Genomic DNA, 19,022 nt, shown 5'->3' with positions numbered 1-19,022 from the left:
GGAGGGGCTTGGTGAGCGAGACCGCAGTGGTCAGGCCCGTTTCTCCGAGCGGCGCATGATGAGCCGGAAGAAGAGCGGGATAAAGAAGATGGCGATAAAGGTGGCCGCCAGCATGCCGCCGATGACCGGCCAGCCGAGGGCGTGACGGCTTGCCGCACCGGCCCCGCTGGAGGTGACCAGCGGCACACAGCCGAGGATGAAGGCGAGCGAGGTCATCACGATGGGACGGAAACGCAGGCGCGCCGCCTCCAGTGCCGACTCGATGAGGCTCATCCCCTCTTCGTGCTTCATCACCGCGAACTCCACGATCAGGATGGCGTTCTTGGCGGCAAGGCCGACCAGGGTCACCAGCCCGATCTGGAAGTAGACGTTGTTGGTCAGCCCCACCAGCCAGGTGGCGAGCAGGGCACCGAACAGGGCGAACGGTACGGCGGTGATCACCGCAAACGGCAGGCTCCAGCGTTCATACTGGGCAGCCAGAATGAGGAAGATCATCACGATACCGAAACCAAAGGCCATGCCTGCACTGCCTGCGGCCGCTTTCTCCTGATAGGCGGAGCCGGTCCACTCCAGCTTGGCGTCGTTGCCAAGAGCCTCATTGGCGACCTCTTCCAGCGCGGCGATGGCCTGACCCGAGCTGTAGCCTGGGGCGGGCTGGGCCATGATCTTGGCGGCCTGGAAGATGTTGAAGCGTTCGACCAGTTCGGGGCCGGTGGCATCACGCACCGTCACCAGACTGCTGAGCGGGATCATCTCCCCCTTGTCGGAGCGGACATAGACGTTGCGGATGTCGCTCTTCTTGGCGCGATAGTCTGCCTCGGATTGCAATTGCACCCGGTAGGTACGGCCGAACTGGTTGAAGTCGTTGACATAGACCTGGCCGAAGGTGGCTTGCATGGTGTCGAACACCGCGTTGATGGGCAGCCCAAGCGCCTTGGCTTTTTCGCGATCCAGGTCCAGATAGACCTGCGGCACGTTGGCGCGGTAGGTGCTGGTGACGCTGGCAAACTCCGGGCGCGCCTTGGCAGCTTCGAGGAAGCGCTGTACTTCGCCTGAGAAGGCCTGGGCGTTGCCGGTGCCACGGTTTTGCAGATAGGCCTCAAGGCCACCTGTGGTGGACATCCCCTGAATGGGAGGCGGGTTGAAGGAGGCGACAAAGCCATCCGCCAGCCCCATCAGGCTCAAGCCCTGGAAGGTCTTGGCCAGCGAGAAGGAGTCCTGTCCGGCCCCCTGACGCTCACTCCAGTCCTTCAGGGTAATGAAGGTCATGCCGCTGTTGCTGATGATGGCATTGGAGAGAATGTCAAAGCCCGAGAAGGTGATCACATCCTTCACATGGGGGTTGGCCATGGCGATCTTGTCGAACTGATCCGCCACCGCCTGGGTCCGGCTCATCGCGGCGGCATCCGGCAGCATGACGGCGGAGATGAGGTAGCCCTGATCTTCGTTCGGTACCAGTTCGCCCGGCACTTTCAGGAAGAGGCCGTAGATGGAGAGGATCAGCACGCCGATGATGGCAAAGGCGACCCCCACCCGACGGTTCAGGAAGGCCACACCCCGTACATAGCCGCGGGTCAGCTGGTCAAATTTTTCGTTGAACCAGACGAAGAAGCGGGCCGGTTTGTGGTGTCCCTCTTTCAGCAACACGGCACAGAGGGCCGGGGAGAGAGTCAGTGCCACCAGACCGGAGATGGCGACCGAGACCGCGACCGTGATGGCGAACTGCTTGTACATCACCCCTGTCATGCCGCCCATAAAGGCGACCGGCAGGAACACGGCGCAGAGCACCAGCACGATGGCGACCACCGGACCGGAGACCTCCTGCATGGCGAGGATGGCAGCCTCTTTGGGCGAGCACTTCTTCTCGCTCATGATCCGCTCGACGTTCTCGAGCACCACGATGGCGTCATCCACCACGATGCCGATGGCAAGCACCATGCCGAACAGGGTCAGCAGGTTGATGGAGAAACCGAGCACCAGCATGCCGGCGAAGGTCCCGATGAGAGACACCGGCACCGCGATACAGGGGATCAGGGTGGCGCGGAAGTTCTGCAGGAACAGGTAGACCACCACGAATACCAGTACGATCGCCTCGAACAGAGTGTGTACCACCTCTTCGATGGAAATCTTCACGAACTCGGTGGTGTCGTAGGGGATCTGGTACTCGATATCCTGCGGGAAGCGCTCCTTGAGTCGCTCCATGGTGGCGTGTACCGCATCGGCGACCGCGACGGCGTTGGCGCCCGGCTGCAGATAGGTGGCGATACCGATGGCCGGTTTGCCGTTGGCGCGGGCCACCAGATCATAATCCTTGCCCCCCAGCTCGACCCGGGCGACATCGCGGACCCGGATCTTGGAACCATCGGGCATGGAGCGGACGATGATGTTCTGGAACTCCTTCACATCCTCAAGGCGCCCCTTGGTCTGCACCGTGTAGGTGAAGTCGATGGGGGCCGTGGTGGGTTGGGCACCAATCTTGCCTGCCGCGAACTGGGTGTTCTGCTCGCGAATGGCGCCAATCACGTCGCTCGGGGTGAGCTCGAGTTGGGCCAGTCGATCCGGCCTGAGCCAGATACGCATCGCATAGTCGGTACCGCCAAACAGAGTGGTATCACCGATACCAGGAATCCGCTTGAGCTCGTCGATGATGTTGAGCAGGGCGTAGTTCGACAGATAGGTGGTATCAAACGAGCCGTTCGGTGACTGGAGGGTGACCACCTGCAGGATGGAGGTCGATTTCTTCTTGACCGTCACCCCCTGCTTTTTCACCTCTTCCGGCAGCTGGGCCATGGCGGCCGAGACCCGGTTGTTGACGTTGATGGTGGCCTGATCCGGATCGGTGCCGATCTCGAAGTAGACGTTGAGGTTCATCTGGCCGTTGGAGGCCGACCCCGACTGCATGTAGATCATCCGCTCGACGCCGTTGATCTGCTGCTCCAGCGGCGCTGCCACGGTCTGGGAGATCACCTCCGGGGTTGCGCCCGGATAAAACGCCGTGACCGAGACCACCGGCGGGGTGATCTGGGGATATTGCTCGATGGGGAGCGCCCGCATCGCCGCCAACCCGCCCAGCACGATAATGATCGAAATCACGCTGGCGAAGATGGGGCGTTCTATGAAGAACTTGGAAAACATACGGGCTCCTTACTTGGCCGCAGACTGGCTGACCACCTTGCCGGTGATCGCCTTCATCTCGTCGGCAGAGACAGGTTTCACCACAGCGCCGGGGCGGGCCTTCATCAAGCCTTCGACGATATAGCGCTCACCAGCCTGCAGGCCGCTCTCGATCAGCACGCCGGAGTCGACCGCTGCGCCCAGGGTCACCGGACGGGGCACTACCTTGTTGTCGGCATCGACCACCATCACCATGCGGTCAGCCTGGGACTGGACGATGGCGCGCGGCGGCACCACGATGGCGTTTTTGCGGGTGCCCAGATCGATGGTCATGCGGACAAACTGGCCGGGCAGAAGTACGCCGTCCTTGTTGTCGAAGATGGCACGGGCACGGATGGTGCCGGTCTGGGGATCGACCCGGTTGTCGGAGAAGTTGAGCTTGCCCGCCTCCGGATAGAGGGAGCCATCGGCCAGACGAATATGGGTGCGCCAGGTGGTGGCATCCTTCGCCTCAATCACCCCTTTCTTTACCGAGTTTTCGAAGTTGAGGCGATCCTGCTCCGAGTAGGAGAAGTTGACGTAGAGCGGATCAAACTGGGTGATGGTAGTGAGCAGGCCGTTGTCGCCGCTGGTGGAGATAAGGCTCCCCTCGGACTGGGAGCTCTTGCTCGCCATGCCGTTGATGGGGGCGGTCACCTGGGTGTAGCTGAGGTTGAGCTCCGCCTCTTTCACCTTGGCCTGAGCGGCCTGATGGCTGGCGATGGCCGCTTCATAGTTGGCGATGGTGTCGTCATAGTCCTTGCGACTCACCACCTGACGCTTGAAGAGGGGAATGATGCGATCCCGATCGGCACGGGCCTTGTTGAGACGGGCCTGCTCCTGAGCCAAAGTCCCTTTGGCCTGCTCCAGCGCCACCTTGTAGGGCTCTGGGTCAATCAGAAACAGCTCCTGACCGGCGGTAACCGGCTGGCCTTCCACATAAGTGCGCTTGAGCAGGATGCCACTGACCCGGGAGCGCACATCGATCTCGCGAAAACCGGCGGTCTCTCCCACCATCTCGGTGGTGAGCGGCACATCGGTCAGCTTGACCTCGGCGACCACCACAGGGACGGCGGGCATGGTCTGTGCCGTCTGGGTCGTCTCGCCGCCACAGGCACTCAGACCGCTGATCAGCGCCAGGGTCAGCAAGCTGCGTTTGTAAACCTCTCTTCCGGCATTGGGCACCTTCATCATCACACTCCTGTTGGATCGATTTCGGCTGCTGCGTTCAGCATGTTTCTCCATACACATCATTAACTTCATGATTAAAAAAACAACTTCTTTATGATTGGAATGGGAGATGATAGGGCGGCAACCTTGAACACAACCTTCTCAAAGTGGCAATTAGGGTTGCCGATTGACGAAAAAAGTCTGACTTTTCCGATATGGGGGGGGCTTCGGGGATGTTCATCCCGGGCCAGGGCAGCCAACAGCAAGGCACTGCTCTTCTCGTCTTGGTGATAGCCATTGAGGGCAGAAAGTCGCTCGCAGGTGTGGCCGTGGCCAACCAGACGCCCTGCTTTCAGCTCGATCAGGGTGGTGAAGTTGCGTCTGACAAATTCGGCGTCGTGACTGATGGCCACTATGGTGGTGCCCTTCGCCCGCTCGCTGGCCAGCCAGCGTTCCAGAATGGCCAGCCAGCGGGGATCGAAATCTCGGCTCGGTTCGTCGAGCAGCAGCAAGGCGGGCTGCATGGCATGGAGGCAGGCCACCGCCACCATGCGCCGCTGACCGGCATCGAGATCGAGCGGATGGGAGGCCGCCCACTTTGTCAGCTCGCACTCTTCCAGCGCGGTGGCGACCCGCAGCCGGATCTCCTCGCGCGGCAGTTTCTGCAGGCGCAGGCCAAAGGCGATTTCATCCTCGACCCAGCTGTGAAACAGCTGACGCTCAGACTCCTGAAACAGAAAGCCGATCTGACTGGCACGGGCCAGTGCCCGCTGCTTGCAGAGCGCCTGCTGTTGCCAGCTCACCGTGCCCGAGGTGGGGACCAGCAGACCCGCTGCCAGTCGCAGCAGGGTTGACTTGCCTGCGCCGTTATCCCCGACGATGGCGACCTGTTCCCCACTGGCAATTTGCAATGTGATGTCGTGCAGGCAGGGATTGTCCGGTGCCCATGAGAAGCAGAGGTGGTCAAAGCTCAGCATAAAACTCCCGCAACATGGCCAAGGGGTAGGGGTGATGGCGCGGGTCGCGCACCTGTAGCGTCTCGCGCAGGGAGTCCGGCAGGATAACCCTCCCGGGCAGATGGGGCAGCACCTCGCCCAGCTCACCGCAGGCCAGCTGGCGGCCATGGTCGAGCAGCAGGAATCGCTCGCAGAAGTGAGCGGCCGGAAAAAGCCGCTGCTCCAGCAAGATGACGCTGCAGCCGCTTTCCTCGCTGTAGCGGCGGATCTGCCGCAGCATGGTTTGGGTTGCCGCCGGGGTCAGACGGCTGAAAGCCTGATCGAGGATCAAGAGCTTGGGAGCCATCGCCAGGGCACAGGCCTGCACCACGCGCTGGGCTTCACCTCCCGACAGATCGAGGGGATGGCGGGCTGCCAGCACCTCGCAGTTGCAGAGCGCCATGGCATCGGATACCCGCCGGCTGACCTCATCAGGCGGCAACCCGAGATTGGCCGGGCCAAACGCCACCTCATCGGCGACCGAAAAACAGCAGCCGGAAAATTGCAGATAAGGGGATTGCTGTACCCACTGACGCACAGCCGCATGGTGATTGAGCTGGCCGCTATCATGGGGCTGCCCGAGAATGACGCCCTCTCCCGTCAGCGTGTCGAGGTGCAGCTGGGTCCAGCCCCCCGCCAGCAGCTGGGCCAGCAGGGATTTGCCTGCCCCATTGCCACCCAGGATGGCCAGCCATTCGCCCTCTTTCAGCTCAATATCGAGTGGGCCCAGTTGAAAGTGGTCAGGGTGGGCCGCGTGGCCGATGGTCAACCCTTGCAGCGAGATCATGGCCACCACCTCCAGACAATCTCCAGCACTACCAGCAACAGCAACAGATAGCGCAGTAGTGGCTCGTAACGTTGCTGCGGGATCTCCGTCATGCGGGTGCGTGTCGGCTGGCTGCGAAAGCCGCGCAGATCCAGCGCCATGCTGCGGGTGGCCAGCTCACTCAATGCCTGCCCGACCAGCGGCGAGAGCAGCGGGAGCGTTGCCTTTAGCCGGGCCAGCGGATTGCCGTCAAAGGGCACGCCGCGGGCTAGCTGGGCCTCCCTGATACCGCGCAGCTGGTGGCCAAGCTGCTCTTTGAGCAACAGCGGGCCGCAGCAGAGGTAGGAGAGGGCGATGGGCAGCCGGCTGGCAAAGAGCGCATGAACAAACCGTTCGGTCGAGACCGCCCACAGCCAGAGCTGGGCGCTGGCCAGACAGGCGAGCAGCCGGCACCAAAGGGGCAGAATGGGAAACGCTTCGCTGGCTGGAACCGCTGGCATGCCGAGCAGGATCCGCAACCAGGGGCCGTGCACCAGATAGAGCCCCAGTCCCAGCGGCAGCATTACCGCCAGCACCAACTTGAGCCGGGAGCGGGCACCCGGCAGCAGCACCAGGCCGAGCAGCGGCAGCAGGCTCCAGCCCCAGAGCCAGGGGGGCGGCAGTATGCTGGCCGTGACCGAAAACCAGAGCCAGAGTGCGAGGGAGGTAAACGGGTGCATCAGCGCACGGCGGCCATCTGCGGGAAGTGGCGCAGGGTGCGCTGCGGCAGGCGGCGTACCAGCCCCCAGGCGATCAGCACGGTCAGCAGCTTGTCCAGCAGGTTGGTACCCAGCACGGTGACGGCGACCGACTCCTGCAGATCGCTACCCATGGCGTGCAGGTAGGCAACCACGAAATCAGCACCGCTGCCGGTGGCGCCACCAAACAGGTAGGAGCGGATGGGAATTGCCACCAGGGTGAGCGCCAGGGTGATCACCACGCTGCTCACTACCACCTTGGGCAGATTGTTGAACCAGCCGGCCCGCGCCAGCAGACCGGCACTGAGGCCAATCATCATGGCGACCGGGGCAAAGGCTGCGGCGATGGGGCCGGTGAGCAGGCCCCACAGCAGGTTGGTGAGCAGTCCAGTGGCGATCGCCATCCAGGGGCCCGCCAGAATGGCGCAGAGCACAGTCCCGATGGAGTCGAGGAAGATGGGCAGCTTGAGCATGGAAGCGGCCTGTCCCGCCACCATGTTGATGGCGATGCAGATGACCATAAAAGCCAGGTTGTAGCTGGAGAGTTTACTGACGGACATAGTGATCCTCACAAGGTTCTGGGGGTAATGAGCAGCTCTTCATAACCGGATTGGGGGCAGGGGGCACGGCCAAAACGGTACGCCTCCAGCTCTCCGACTACCAGTTCGAGGGTGGTGCGCACCCGGCAACCGGGCAGCACGTGGCCGCCGCGCATCAATCCCTGTTTGTCAGAGATGGAGAGATGCAGGTGTTCGCACTCCGGATCCAGGGTGCCGCCAAGGGCGATCACCTCGAAGGCCCCCTCCAGCAGGGTGCCATCGGGCTGGGCGGCATAGCGCAGGTTGGCGTGGGTCAGGCTGCCGACCGCCCCGGCGATCCAGGCCGCCTGCAGGCCGTGTCGGGCCATTTGGGCGCGCAATCCGGCGATAAGATCCTCCCCCGGCAGCAGGCGCAGGGCCAGAAAACGGGCGGGGGAGAGAGGAAGGTGAGTTGGGGTCACTGCTGGCACTCCTTGCTGCAAAAAGAAGGTGCCCTGAGGCACCTTGTCTGGATAGGCTGTTTACGCCCTTTTATCGCAGGCAACCGCGAGCCGCTTCACAGATTGGCGATATCATTGCGGCATCCGGCGCCACATCAGGCGAAGCAGGCCCAGATGGGGGCGTGGTCGGAGGGTTTCTCGATACCGCGCAGCTCGTAGTCGATGCCGGTCTCGGTCACTTTGTCCTTGAGTGCATCGGAGGCCATGATGAGGTCGATGCGCAGGCCACGGTTCTCGTCAAAGCCCTTGGAACGGTAGTCAAACCAGGAGAAACGCTCGCACTCGGTGGGATTGGCGGCGCGGAAGGTGTCGGTCAGGCCGAACCCTTTCAGTCGCTCCATCCATTCGCGCTCGATGGGCAGGAAGGAGCATTTGCCATCCCGCAGCCAGCGCTTGCGGTTTGCCTCGCCGATGCCGATGTCGAGATCGGTGGGGGAGATATTCATATCCCCGATCAGCACCAGTTGGTCGTCCGGGGTGTGGTTGGTCTCGAGGTAGTACTGCAGATCCTCGTAGAACTTCTGCTTGGCCGGGAACTTGGTCTCGTGATCCTGACTTTCACCCTGCGGGAAGTAGCCGTTCATCACCTTGATGAGGGAGCCGTCTTCACGCTCGAAGGTGGCCATGATCATCCTGCGCTGGGCCTCTTCATCGTCGGTGGGGAAGCCTTTCTCCACCTTGACCGGCTTCTGCTTGCTCATGATGGCGACCCCGTAGTGGGCCTTCTGGCCGTGAAACTCCACGTGATAGCCCATGGCCTCCACATCGGCCAGCGGGAAGGCCTCATCGTGCACCTTGATCTCCTGCAGGCCGATCACATCGGGCTGGTGCTTGTCGATGATGGCTTGCAGCTGGTGCAGACGGGCGCGCAGGCCGTTGATATTGAAAGAGATGATCTTCATGTCCGGGATGCTCATGTCATTTTTATAAGTGGCTATTGGACTAGGAATCGGCGGTGGATGCAAGTGTGGCCGCGGGCCTGCATCAGTGGCAGGCACCGCGGGGTGGGCAGAGGTGTCAGCGGGTCATCTTTTTGACGAAAACCACCACAAACAGCGCCAGCGTAAAGCTGCCGGTGAAGGCTTCGAAGGCGGCAAAGATCCTGGAGAGGCCGACTGGAGTGAAGTCGCCGTACCCCAATGTGGTGAAGGTGACCACGCTGTAGTAGAGGCATTCGAGCAGGAAGATGGCATTTTGCTCGAGCGGGGCACCGGGTTGGTAGATGAGGTGCTCGCCCTGAAAATGCAGTCCGCAGAAGAAGTAAAAGATGCTGCAGATAAAGATGAGCAGCAACGAGAAGAGCACCACCCGCATCGGGGCCTCGCCATAGCCGCAGAAGAGATCGACCACCCAGGAGGTAAAACGCTGGGTCGACCAGAACGGCAGTTGCAGGCGGCGCATGGTGAGCTCCTGCTGGATATAGTTGCCGGACATGGTGAAGATCCCCTGTGCCTCGGAGGCTTTGCGCAGATCCCGGTAGGTCTCTTCCGCCTCCTTGAACCAGATGCGCGCCTGTTTGGGATCCCGTTCGCGGCGCCCCTTGCGATCCTGCATCACCCGTTTGCCGGTCTGCATGTTGTCGAGCCGGGTGTTGTGCCAGCGGATGCCGAGCAGGTTGACGTCATCGAGGGTGGCGCACTGGAGGTTGGCATCACTGAGATCGGCCTTCATCAGGCTGCCGCCCTTCATGCGCAGGCCGTAGAGGTGACCACCGCGCAGGTTGGCGCGATAGAGGTTGCACTGCTCCAGCAAAAATCCCTGATCGGACTCCTTGTTGACCAGATTGAGGCCTGCCAGATTGGCCCGTGACAGCTGCAGGCCGTGGCAGAGTCCGCCTGCGCGAACGTACTGTTCAAGCGCCTCGGCGGTGTGGGCTTCCTGATGGGTATGGTGGGGATCATGCCAGTGGCAGAGATCGTGCTCGCCAGCCTCTTCACTGCAGTGGCGGCCATCGGCCACCAGATAACGACACATCGCCATCTTCGTTTCCCTCGCATTGCCGAACTGGTTTCAGCATAGGCGGGGAAAAAGGGGCGTGGCGGCGTCGTCTTAGCTGAACTGGTTGAACTCCTGACGCAGCTTGCGAAAACGCTCCTGCTGGGCCGGGTTGAGGGGGATACCGTCGAGCACGTCCAGGGTGTCTTTGCACTCGGCACCAAATTCCGGACTCTTGCGGTTTTTCTGCATCAGTTGCAGCAGCACCTGGATCTTGTTGAGAGCCGCACCGGTATTGGCGGGGGCGCGGCGCAGGGCCTCGCGAAAATGGCCGAGGGCCTGCTCCAGCTCGCCGCTCTGATAGGCCTTGATCCCCAGATCGTTGAGCTGCTGGTAGCGCTGACGCCGCTCCAGCACCGTCTTGTCATCCCGGGTTGCCTGAATGCAGGTGGTGAGCAACCGATCTTCGTCCTCCGCCAGCAGCCCCTGCAGGCTTTCGGCATATTCGAACTCGCCGAGCTGATAGAGGGCGAGGATGGTCTCGCCAAGCAGGGCGGGGGGCATGGTGGCCGGCTCATCGAGCCAGTTCTGGTTGGCGCGATAGAGCATCTTCTTGCCCTTGAGCAGCTCGCCCAGCGCAATCTGCACCCGGGCCTGACAGATCTGCTCGAACACCGGGTAGTTGAACTCCGATATCATCAGCGAATCGCGGATGCGCGACAGGGCAGAATTGACCTGCTTTTGCAGGTTGGCGATGTGGTAGCTGTCGTTGCTGTTGAGGGCGTAGAGGGTCAGGGTCTGGATATAGGCCCCCAGATAATGGGGCGTGCGGTGAATGGAGTTGCGCGACAGGTCGATCAGCGACATCAGCACATCCTTGGCCTGGGCGTAGTCGTGGCGCTGCAGGCAAACCTCCGCCAGCCGGCGGGATAGTTGCACCGACTGGGGGGAGATATCCACCGCCCGTCTGAGCTCCTGCTGCGCCTGCTCGTCATTGCCAAGGGCCAGCAGGGATTCTGCCAGCCAGAGGTGAGCCTCCACCATCAGCGGGGTATTTTTGAGGGTCGCCTGCAGATGGCTGACCGCCTCTTCGTGGAGCCCCAGGGTGTTGCACGCCTTGCCCAGTGTCAGGCGGGCCCAGCTGTTCTCCTGCCCGGCCAGCAGCTGGCGCATCAGGGCGCGTGCCTCCTGCGCCTGACCCAGCTTGAGGTGGGTATCGGCCTGCAGGCAGCGGCAATAGTTGGCAAAACGGGGCACCGCATCGGCCCGCTCGGCACAGGCGGTAATGAGGGCTGCCAGATTGTCATCGGCCAGCGCGGTAAAGACGCTGGCCAGGGCGTTGCGCCGGGCGAGGGCCCGCTTCAAGCGAAACGAGAACTGCTCCTGAGAGAAGGGCTTCATCAGGTATTCGTCGGGCTCGGCTTCCAGCGCGCTCAGTACCATGGCGCGGGAGCTGTCGCCACTCACCATGATCACCACGCTCTGGGGCGGGATCAGATCTTTGTCGCGCAGGCTCTCGAGCAGCTGGCGGCCATTCTCGCCAACCCCGAGATCGTAATCGATGAGATAGATGTCGAAACTGCCCTTCTGGCAGCGGCGCCGCGCATCCTCGGCGGTATTGGAGTAGGTGATGTTGCTGATACCCAGATTGAGCAGCATCGCCTTCATCATCACCTGAAACGAGCGCTGCTCATTGACCATCAGAATGCGTTGTGGCTTGGCTGGGCTCTTTTTCTCTGGCTCTTGTTCAGGTGTCTGCATCTGTCTGGGTCGAGGCGCTACGGGCTGATGAGGGAAAGTGTGCCACCAAAGCGCCCGAAGAGGCAATTGGCCAAGTTGTCGATTGCGAACCATCTCCGTTTGTCCGCCTTTTGTCCGCGATGAGTGAAAGAAAAAGGCCCTGTTGCCAGGGCCTTGAACTCAATGTTTTTTCTCTGCCAGATAGGGAGCAAATTGCGGCGTGTACTCGGCCTTGAACCCCTGTTCGGTCTTGATGATGAGATAGACCGCCAGCTGGTGCTGTTTGGCAAATGCCAACCCCGCTTCAGGCCCCATCACCATCAGCGCGGTATCGAGGGCGTCGGCCTCCAGCGCGGTCGGGGTGATGACGCTGGCGGAGACCAGCTTGTGGGTGACCGGCTGGCCGGTGGCGGGGTCGATGATATGGGAGTAACGCTGGCCATCCAGCTCGTAGTAGTTGCGATAGCTGCCCGCGGTGCTGAGCGCCATGCCGTTGGGGATGACGATATCGGAAAACGCTCCCGGCTGATCGGAGGGTTCGACGATGGCCACTTTCCATGGCGAGCCCTTGCTGTTGTTGCCCTTGCTGCGCACCGCACCGGCCACTTCGATCAGGTAGTTGTGTACCCCCTTGCCTTCGAGTAGGGCGGCAATCTCGTCAGAGGCCGCCCCCTCGCCGAGGGTGGAGAGGTCGAGATAGAGATCCGGGATCGTTTTTTCGAGCAGGAAGTGATCCCCTTGCGGGGTCAGGGTCAGCTTGTCGATGCCCACCTTGTGGCGGGCGGCGGCGATGGCTGCCTCATCGGGCCGCTTGACCGGCCGTTTGTCCGGGCCAAAGCCCCACAGATTGACCAGAGGCCCCACGGTCACATCCAGCTTGCCGTCGGTCAGCTTACCGGCATCAATCCCCTGCTGGACTATGATGGCCATGGCGGGCGGGATGGCAAACGGGGTGTTGGCGGGTCCCTGATTGAAACGGGAGATGAGCGAACCCGGATCGTAGGTGGAGATCTCCTTGTTCATCCGGGCCAGCAGGCTCTCTACGTCGCTTTTGAGGGCGGGCTCCCCACCGGGGTAGCTATCGCTCAGGGTCACCACATAGTAGGTGCCCATGGTCTTGCCCTGAATACGGGTCTGGGCAGGCGGGGTGGGCTGGCAGCCGGCCAGCGCCAGCAGCAGGGTCAGCAGCAGGCCGCGCAGGGCCGCCACGGGGGTTATCGCATTCATCCGGCGCTCTCATTTGGAGAAGGTTCATATCGGGGCGCTAGCTTAGCCAAGGGGCGCCCGCTGGGCGAGCCCTGATAGGGGCAATCGGAGGGAAAAGAGCAGAAAAAATTAAACAGTTTTGAACCTGTGGCGGGAGCGGGTCGTATCGTCCATCCGTGAGGGAGAGAGTGGCGAGTAGAGCACCGTCTGGTGACCTGGCCCGCAGCTTTGGCCAAAAGCCATAGCCGATTGAAGACAATTGAGTAAAATGAAGGTCGATTTAGACGGCATCTTTGCGAAGCGTTCACCGCATCCGCCAAGTCGTTGCCATCCATTGCCAATCAAAGGAGAAGATGATGAAAAAGGCGATTACCCTGCTGTTTCTGAGTACCCTGGCTGCCCCCGTGCTGGCGGATGAGTGTGCACTGGTCATTGAAGGCAATGATGCCATGCAGTACAACCTCAAAGAGATGAGCGTGCCGGCCACCTGCAAGGAGGTGACGGTCACCCTGAACCACACCGGCAAGCTGCCTGTGACCGCCATGGGTCACAACTGGGTGCTGGCCAGCACCGCCGACTATCAGACCGTGGCAACTGCCGGGATGAGCGCCGGGGCCGAGAACGGCTATCTGCCCAAGGATGATCCCCGTGTGCTGGCTCACACCAAGCTGATCGGCGGCGGCGAGAGCAGCAGCGTCACTTTCAAGACCGACGGTCTGGCGGGCAAGGATCTCACCTTCTTCTGCTCCTTCCCCGGCCACTTCGCCATGATGAAGGGCTCCTTCAAGGTCAACTAAGGTGCTGACCGGCACGAGCCGGTTGCCTCGATAGCAAAAGCCGGGATTACCCGGCTTTTTCATCTCTGTTGTTTGTGTGTGGCATGACTGCACACCGCCGACTTTCGCGCTATTTGGCCAGCAGGGTAAAGAAGGCGATGGCGGTCTTCTTCTGGCATTCGAAGTGAATGCTCTCTTCCCCGGTCACCACCAGCGTCTCGTTGATTGCCACCTCTTTGCCCTGCACTGCCAGCTGGCCGCTCAGCAGGTGACAGAGGTAGGTCTTCTCTGGCTCGAGGGTAAGGGTCAGCGGGAAGGGGAGGTTCAGTACCCGCACGTTGGCGCTGATGCGATCCGGATTGTAGATAAGCCCCAGATCGGTCACCTCTTTTTTCAGCAACTCGCAGTGGGTCTCCTCATCGCCGCTAAAGTGCGCCGCCTCGAAGGTGGCGTAGGGGTGACCATTGAGCACAAAGCCAGCCCCGCTCACCGGCAGCAAAATGCGCTGATAGCCAGGAAAGGGGGAGAAGGGGCCCGCGCTCTTGATGGGGGCCGAGCTCAGTCGATAGTCAAAGTCGAGTTTGGCAAGGGTGCTCCCTTTGGGGGAGATGAGGATCTGGCTGGTGGTGCCCTGCTGGTTTTTCCAGGGCATCTTCTGGTGGTCAGACTCTTTAATCAGGGTGATCACGGGCACGTCCTCACGATAAAAAACGCAGGGAGCCGGGGACATCAGCCCCGGCTCCCTGATAGAGATTGGCGATGGTAAAGGCGATCAGCCCTGACCATCCAGCGCAGCCAGCCGCGCTTCCATGGCGGCGAGACGGCTCTTGAGATCGCTCACCTCCTGCTCCAGCTCGCTCAGGCGGTCGGCGGCAGGGGAGGCATAGGCCGCGGCGGGGGCGGCATCCATCATCGCCTGAATATCCACTTCGCCGCTAAACAGGTGGGCGTAGCGGGATTCGCGCTTGCCCGGCTCGCGCGGCAGCTTGACCACGTAGGGGCCACGCTCGATGAGCTGGGTCAGCACCGCATCTACCTCGGTGACATCATCGAAGCTGCAGAGGCGGTTGGTGCGCGAGCGCAGCTCCCCCGGGGTTTGCGGGCCGCGCAGCAGCAGTTCGCAGACGATGCCAAGCTCCTGGGCACTGAATTTCAGCTCGCCAAATTCGGTGTTGCAGAATCTGTGCTGGTAGCGGGGCACCCGGGCGTTGAAGCCTGCAGTGTTGACCACCAGCCGCTTGCGGATCAGCTCGTCTACCACGGCGCGGATATCGAGCTCGGAGAGCTCCAGCACCGGCTCGCGGTTGCTCTTCTGGTTGCAGGCGTTGACCAGTGCATTAAGGGAGAGGGGATATTGATCCGGGGTGCAGATCTCTTTTTCAATCAGACAGCCGATGACGCGGGCTTCCAGCGGGCCAAGTACTAACTCCATTTCCTACTCCCTTCCAAATCGAGACATCAAGAGCCCCTATCTTAGTCATGGTCCGCGCCGCGTCTAGCGTTGCGCGCCATTTTTGCGAGCTGATCAGGGGGTTGGCGAAAGGCTCGCCAACGCTACAGACCTCCGCTTTTTATCGCTGCCCCTGATAGAAGCGCGCCTTATTGGCATACATGGCATCGTCAGCCACCCGGCTCAGCTCCGCCAGGGGGGTCTGGTCGCTGCTGCTCCAGCCGATGGCAAAACGGAGCGGGAAGCTGTGCTCCCCATGTTGCACGATGGCGTGCTGCTGGCTTGCCTCCAACCTGCCTGCCAGCAGCTGGCTGGCGAGGTGATCTGCCTCCGCCAGCAGCACGAACTCGTCGCCGCCGATGCGGAAAATCTTCTCATCCTGACGGCAGAGGGTGCGCAGCTGGCGAGCCATCTGGATCAGCAGGGCGTCGCCAGCCTCGTGCCCATACTGGTCGTTGGTACGCTTGAGGCCGTTGAGATCGAGCATGAAGAGGGCGAGGTGACGCTCCGGATGGCGCGCCAGCACTGCTTGATAGTGGTGGAAGGCCTCTTCGAACGCCTGCCGGTTGGGCAGCCCGGTGAGGTTGTCAGTGCGGGCGACCCGCGCCAGCTCGTCGGTGAAGAGGCGCCCCTCGATGCCCACCGCCAACTGCTTGGCAAACAGCCGCAAGATGGCCCTGTCTTCGGACTCCAGCCCTTCTGCGCTCACCATCAGATAACCAAACAGCACGCCACTTTGGCTACCGGGCAGAGTCATGATCTTCCAGAGAGCGTCATCCCACTGGCATTCGGAGTGTTTAACCTCCTCATCCATCAGTTGAGCCAGTTTCTCCTGCAAGGCATCCCGCAAGGGGGCATCGACCCCCTGGGTCAGGGAGTAGTGGGGCTGGCCATCGCGGCGGATCACCAGCCCCCAGCGGTGGCCGGGATAGAGCTGCGAGAGTTGCAGCAGGGCAGAGCTGGCCAGCTCGGCAATATCGATATCCAGCTGCTGGTGCAGACCGAACTGCAGCCAGGATTGCAGGATATGGCGGCTACGCTCCTCCCGGCTCAGGGCCGAGCGCAGGGCGGTCGTTTGCGAGGCGACCTCTTGTTCCAGTTCGTCGTTGAAGCCGAGCAGCCGCTGGTTGAAGGCCTCTTTCTCGCTATTGGCCTGCTGCAGCTGTTCATTTTGCTGATAGAGCGCCCGCACCTGATCCGAGATGGTGCTGGCCATCTCTTGCAGCAGCTGGCGCACCTCGTCGTACTCCACAAAGCGCAGCGGCGCCTGCCGTTGCTGGTAATTGCCCTTGCCATAGCTGCGCACCAGCGCGGCCAGCGAGCGCAGCGGTCGGGTGAGCCAGCGGGTGAGCCAGACGCAGCCGATGGCTACCAGCAGCAACATGACGGCGATGCTGACGGTCAGCAGCTGTTGGGATTTGTTGAGCTCGCTGACCCTGTCATTGCTGTAGCTGTAGAGGGTGATGGTGGGGGTGATCTCCTGCTCCAGTTGGGGCCAGCCAATGGCCAGGGGCTGCGCCATCTTGCTTGGATCCCTGTCATCCATGGCGTTGGCGCTCTGGTGAGCCCCTTCATAAAGACGGTTCTCGCCCTGGGAGATCACCAGATATTCGCTCCCCTTGAGATAGGGTTCCAGCAACTGGGCCATCTGCCGCCAGGGGAGAATGGCCATCACGAAGCCGGAAGGGGTTTGCATCACCCCAGCGCGCTGGTGGTTGCGATAGATGGGGGCTACCAGCGCCAGCCCGCCGCTGCGGTTTTGCTCCATGTCGTCGACCAGCACGGGATCATCGACGGGCAGCAGCAGATGCTTGCCCTGTTTTGCCTCGCGCGTCTTGCCCCAGGCCATCAGCTGCGGCATCAGGTTGCTCGATTCGAGGTGGGAGGCCTGGCCATTGATGTACTCCACCACCAACCCCTTGTCATCGATGAGGTAGGCCGAGGTGAGCAGGCTGTTGGATTTGACAAAGGTGGCCAGCGCCAGCCGGGCATGGCTGGAGAAGAGAAAGTTGTCGAGGGCCTGATGGAGCACCCGATCCTGGCTGAGCTGATTGAGCTGGGTGCCGATCAGTTCGCTGCGAAAGCGGGCCTCGCGGGTCATGCTGGTGAGGGCCCGCTCCAGCTGTGACTGCTCGCTCTGGGCGATGATCTGGTGCTGGCGGATCAGCAGCACAGTGCTGGCCAGCAGTGCCGGCAGCAAGGCGACGGTGAACAGGATGATGATGAGGGTCGGGCCGAGCCGAAAGGTGCGATGTTTCATGGTGTTTTGACCTGCCGGTACTGCTGATCGGCCAGCTGCTGCATATAGCGGGCGGTGTCGGCAGCACTGATCCCCTCTTTAAATCGCTCGAACCCTTTCTCCATCGCTTGCCAGGCGATGGACATGGCGCTGTCGGAGGGCATGGGGGTACTGAGGGTGAACTGTTCCAGCAGTACTTTTTCCTGAGGCGTGGGACGGCGGCTGATGGCGGTAAAAGCCTGCTGATTGACCGGCAGCAGCGCCCCCTGATGATAGATGAACTGCTGAATATCCTGACGCTGGATAAAGGCCATCAGTGCCTTGATGACGGGTTGCCGATCCTCATCGTCCATCGCCCAGCGGGAGGCTCCCAACACGTAGGCGCCGCTCATGGAGTGCATGGGATGGCTTTGCCAGCGGGGCAGCAGGGCGACGCCCAGCTTATCCCCCATGTTCTTCACCAGATCATTGAACGCCCAGTCCCCATTGATGAGGTAGGCGCTCTTGCCCTCATTGAAGCGGGCGAGGGCGGTGTCATAGTCGCACTCGGGATCGACCCACTGTTCGCTGGCGACGGTGCGGTAGGCCTCCAGCGCCTGCACCATGGCCGGGCTGTCGAGGGTGATGTGCCCTTCGGTCACCGGCGAGCCGCCAAAGGTGTGTAAAAAGGCGGCGAAGTAGTACATGTCGTGATAGGGCCAGCTGACGGGGTAGACCCCCTTGGCCTTGAGGGCCGGGGTGATAGCAGTCAGTTGCTGCCATTGGGTCACCGGAGTCGAGACCAGCGCCTTGTTGTAAAACAGCATCAGATGGTTGCCCTGCATCATGGGCATGCCCCAGCGTTGCCGATCCAGGGTGACATAACGCAAGGCGCTGGCCATCAGCGCAGGGGAAAACCACTCGGCCGGGAGGGGAGCGAGGGTCATCTGGCGATAGAGGCCGATAAAATCGGAGGGGATCAGCATCAGATCGGGCTGCCCCCTGGCTTGAGCCGCCAGCAGGAGATCCGCCTTGATCTTGCCCGGCTCAATCTGGGTGACCCGTACTCTGTGGTTCCCCTCCTGATTGAAGCGGGCGATCACGTCGTCGATCACGTAACCGGCTTGCTGGGAGTGCCACAGCTCCAGTTCAGGCTCCTGAGCCTGCAGGGGATGGCTCAATGCGAACAGGCAAAGCAGCAAGAGATGATAAAAAGATCGTTTTCTGCTCATGTTATCATCACCGTTATTCCCTGAATTCCAAGGGAAAAATGTAACAAACTACCGGCAAGATCGGTAGGCTCGGGTGTCAACTAATTGACTGAAACAACAAAAAGCCCGGCGCGTGGGCCGGGCTGGGGGATAAATTGCTTATCCGCATATTCTTCGAGGCATCTATTGTGGATGTTGTTTGAGGATGTCGTATATCTCCTCTTTCAGTTTGAGTTTCTGTTTTTTCAGATCTCTCACCTCGGCGCTATAGTCGCTGGCGTGATGCTTTTCCAACTTTCTAATCTCCGCATCCAGGTCGTTGTGCAAGTCAAACTTCTTCTGGAAATGGACATCACTGCTCTTCAGTTTCGAGATAAGTTCTCTGTACTCTGGGAACATGTAATGGAGCCTCCTTGGTTTCGTTTGATTGTGCCTGTAAGACCAAAGCTACCCCTTAGTGCCGGGGATAAATGTGATCCTGATCGGATTTGGGGGCAATGATTTGGGGTATTCGGCGGGATATTTATAACTTGTTGAATCAAAACAAGATAAGTGATTTGTCAATCTGAATGGTGAGCCAAACTGTGCGGCAAGTCACAACAGGGGCAGTGTTGGCGTGAGGGTGC

The 19,022-nt window shown here is 61.2% G+C and carries 17 protein-coding genes; 1 reads left to right on the top strand and 16 read right to left on the bottom strand.

Annotation, left to right across the window (positions count from 1 at the left end; translation table 11 throughout):
* Nucleotides 1-30: 30 nt before the first annotated feature.
* From AB5Y82_RS17790 to AB5Y82_RS17740, 11 genes are all read right to left on the bottom strand, one after another.
* Nucleotides 31-3,135, bottom strand: coding sequence for an efflux RND transporter permease subunit (locus tag AB5Y82_RS17790; protein ID WP_124928955.1), 3,105 nt, complete (start codon nt 3,133-3,135; stop codon nt 31-33).
* 9 nt (nt 3,136-3,144) lie between these two features.
* The gene (locus AB5Y82_RS17785; RefSeq protein ID WP_005353223.1) at nt 3,145-4,344 is read right to left on the bottom strand and encodes an efflux RND transporter periplasmic adaptor subunit; all 1,200 of its coding nucleotides are present in this window, start codon (nt 4,342-4,344) and stop codon (nt 3,145-3,147) included.
* Nucleotides 4,345-4,418: 74 nt separating this feature from the next.
* Entirely contained in the window at nt 4,419-5,300 is an 882-nt protein-coding gene (locus AB5Y82_RS17780; protein ID WP_368174320.1) for an energy-coupling factor ABC transporter ATP-binding protein, read from the bottom strand.
* Nucleotides 5,287-6,105, bottom strand: coding sequence for an energy-coupling factor ABC transporter ATP-binding protein (locus AB5Y82_RS17775; protein WP_111899490.1), 819 nt, complete (start codon nt 6,103-6,105; stop codon nt 5,287-5,289). Before AB5Y82_RS17775 ends, AB5Y82_RS17780 begins: the two co-directional genes overlap by 14 nt.
* A complete protein-coding gene (locus AB5Y82_RS17770) occupies nt 6,102-6,803 on the bottom strand; it encodes an energy-coupling factor transporter transmembrane component T (protein WP_111899491.1) in 702 nt (233 codons plus the stop codon). The genes AB5Y82_RS17775 and AB5Y82_RS17770 overlap by 4 nt, the downstream gene beginning before the upstream one ends.
* The gene (locus AB5Y82_RS17765; protein ID WP_110302414.1) at nt 6,803-7,381 is read right to left on the bottom strand and encodes an ECF transporter S component; all 579 of its coding nucleotides are present in this window, start codon (nt 7,379-7,381) and stop codon (nt 6,803-6,805) included. Before AB5Y82_RS17765 ends, AB5Y82_RS17770 begins: the two co-directional genes overlap by 1 nt.
* 8 nt (nt 7,382-7,389) lie before the next feature.
* Nucleotides 7,390-7,821: a PPC domain-containing DNA-binding protein gene (locus tag AB5Y82_RS17760; protein WP_111899492.1), complete on the bottom strand. Its 432-nt coding sequence runs from the start codon at nt 7,819-7,821 to the stop codon at nt 7,390-7,392.
* Between the two features lie 134 nt (nt 7,822-7,955).
* Nucleotides 7,956-8,762, bottom strand: a complete 807-nt coding sequence (xthA, locus tag AB5Y82_RS17755; RefSeq protein ID WP_368174319.1) for an exodeoxyribonuclease III — start codon at nt 8,760-8,762, stop codon at nt 7,956-7,958.
* A 115-nt stretch (nt 8,763-8,877) separates the two neighbouring features.
* Nucleotides 8,878-9,840 carry an ion channel gene (locus tag AB5Y82_RS17750; RefSeq protein WP_005353221.1) on the bottom strand — a complete coding sequence of 321 codons (963 nt, stop codon included), beginning with the start codon at nt 9,838-9,840 and terminating at the stop codon, nt 8,878-8,880.
* Nucleotides 9,841-9,909: 69 nt separating this feature from the next.
* Nucleotides 9,910-11,556, bottom strand: a complete 1,647-nt coding sequence (locus AB5Y82_RS17745) for a tetratricopeptide repeat protein (RefSeq protein ID WP_368174318.1) — start codon at nt 11,554-11,556, stop codon at nt 9,910-9,912.
* A 159-nt stretch (nt 11,557-11,715) separates the two neighbouring features.
* On the bottom strand, nt 11,716-12,762 hold the full coding sequence (locus tag AB5Y82_RS17740) for an FAD:protein FMN transferase (protein ID WP_362771338.1): 1,047 nt from the start codon (nt 12,760-12,762) through the stop codon (nt 11,716-11,718).
* 335 nt (nt 12,763-13,097) lie between these two features.
* Between AB5Y82_RS17740 and azu the strand changes: the two genes are divergently transcribed.
* Nucleotides 13,098-13,538, top strand: a complete 441-nt coding sequence (gene azu, locus AB5Y82_RS17735; protein ID WP_005337768.1) for an azurin — start codon at nt 13,098-13,100, stop codon at nt 13,536-13,538.
* Nucleotides 13,539-13,647: 109 nt separating this feature from the next.
* Here azu and AB5Y82_RS17730 read toward each other — a convergent pair whose 3' ends face one another.
* The 5 genes from AB5Y82_RS17730 to AB5Y82_RS17710 all read right to left on the bottom strand — a co-directional run bounded on the left by AB5Y82_RS17730 (nt 13,648) and on the right by AB5Y82_RS17710 (nt 18,795).
* On the bottom strand, nt 13,648-14,205 hold the full coding sequence (locus AB5Y82_RS17730; RefSeq protein WP_368174317.1) for a HutD family protein: 558 nt from the start codon (nt 14,203-14,205) through the stop codon (nt 13,648-13,650).
* Between the two features lie 84 nt (nt 14,206-14,289).
* A complete protein-coding gene (locus AB5Y82_RS17725) occupies nt 14,290-14,949 on the bottom strand; it encodes a YceH family protein (protein WP_139473807.1) in 660 nt (219 codons plus the stop codon).
* Between the two features lie 139 nt (nt 14,950-15,088).
* A complete protein-coding gene (locus tag AB5Y82_RS17720; RefSeq protein WP_368174316.1) occupies nt 15,089-17,227 on the bottom strand; it encodes a diguanylate cyclase in 2,139 nt (712 codons plus the stop codon).
* The gene (locus AB5Y82_RS17715) at nt 17,224-18,417 is read right to left on the bottom strand and encodes an extracellular solute-binding protein (protein ID WP_368174315.1); all 1,194 of its coding nucleotides are present in this window, start codon (nt 18,415-18,417) and stop codon (nt 17,224-17,226) included. Before AB5Y82_RS17715 ends, AB5Y82_RS17720 begins: the two co-directional genes overlap by 4 nt.
* Before the next feature lie 162 nt (nt 18,418-18,579).
* On the bottom strand, nt 18,580-18,795 hold the full coding sequence (locus AB5Y82_RS17710; RefSeq protein ID WP_005337763.1) for a YdcH family protein: 216 nt from the start codon (nt 18,793-18,795) through the stop codon (nt 18,580-18,582).
* Between the last annotated feature and the right edge of the window lie 227 nt (nt 18,796-19,022).

It is taken from the genome of Aeromonas sp. s13 (genome assembly GCF_040907905.1).
GTDB classification, from domain to species: domain Bacteria; phylum Pseudomonadota; class Gammaproteobacteria; order Enterobacterales; family Aeromonadaceae; genus Aeromonas; species Aeromonas veronii.
The sequence above is the reverse complement of the archived record's forward strand: the minus strand, read 5'-3'. Positions and strand labels throughout refer to the sequence as shown.